Raw genomic sequence first — 602 nt, forward strand, 5'->3', positions numbered from 1 at the left:
CAGCTTTACTTATGGTGTCCTTGATACACACTTTAGCGAGCGCAACAGAACAATGCGTTTGGCAAGATTACTGGCAGATACCGGGCAACAGCATGGCTTTGGCATTGATGAGACCACCGCCCTTGTATCAATTCGTGCTGGTGAAACCGCACTAATGACGGTGATTGGTAGAAGCGGTGTCGTGCATGTTAAATCTGACGCTAAAAACAACGGAGCAATCAGTTATTGGCCTGCTGGTGCAGTTATTGATGTAACAAAGGATGGTTTTACTCTAGCTAAACGAACTGTTGATAATGCACTCCCTAGTATTAAAATTCCGCCACTGCCGATACAGCGTTTTGGCACTATATTTTCAGATGCTAAATTACGTTCGCTTGTACAAGCTATGTGCTTAACACAAGAGCAACAAGCAGTTGCTCAGCATGATGAGTTTTTATTAGATTTTAATGCCACAGACAATACTCATTATTACCGTGTAAATACGAGTAGTACAGGCTGTGCGGTAGAAAACCTAGCCTTTAAAGTTAAGACATTTTAGCGATGTAAGGCACTGAAAAAGTAGTGGATTATTTGTTCATTATTAGTTAGCGTAAGGCTAATAA

The 602-nt window shown here is 41.2% G+C and carries 1 protein-coding gene; it reads left to right on the forward strand.

Translation table 11 applies throughout. The annotated features are described in order from the left end of the window. The coding region (locus E0L37_RS21600; protein WP_205655673.1) for a hypothetical protein at positions 1–538 on the forward strand (538 nt) is incomplete at its 5' end. Between the last annotated feature and the right edge of the window lie 64 nt (positions 539–602).

The organism is Alcanivorax sp. 24, assembly GCF_004360225.1.
In the GTDB taxonomy this organism is placed as follows: domain Bacteria; phylum Pseudomonadota; class Gammaproteobacteria; order Pseudomonadales; family Alcanivoracaceae; genus Alloalcanivorax; species Alloalcanivorax xiamenensis.